The organism is Paraburkholderia sp. SIMBA_030 (genome assembly GCF_046535245.1).
GTDB lineage: Bacteria > Pseudomonadota > Gammaproteobacteria > Burkholderiales > Burkholderiaceae > Paraburkholderia.
The window spans coordinates 1-267 of record NZ_JAWRXB010000676.1 but is presented as its reverse complement, the minus strand read 5'-3'; the positions used below and the strand labels follow the sequence as shown (position 1 = coordinate 267).

Sequence of the window (267 nt, the reverse complement as noted above, 5' to 3'; positions counted from 1 at the left end):
GCGAAGGCGACGACGAGCACCATCGACTGGGAAAACTTCACGACGATCTCGCTCGATCACGTGCATTACCGCTTCGCCGCGCCGCCCGCCGCCGACAAGGACGTCGCCGGCAACGACGCGGCGAACCACGCCCCCGGCGGCTTCGAACTCGGTCCCGTCGATCTCACGATCGCGCGCGGCGAAACGCTCTTTATCGTCGGCGAAAACGGCTGCGGCAAGACCACGCTGATCAAGCTGCTGCTCGGCCTCTACCGGCCCGACGCGGGA

General features: G+C 67.0%; 1 protein-coding gene. It reads left to right on the top strand.

Features of this window, described 5'->3' with window-relative positions:
* On the top strand, window positions 1-267 hold a 267-nt coding region (locus SB772_RS41665), incomplete at both ends, for an ATP-binding cassette domain-containing protein (RefSeq protein WP_410838727.1).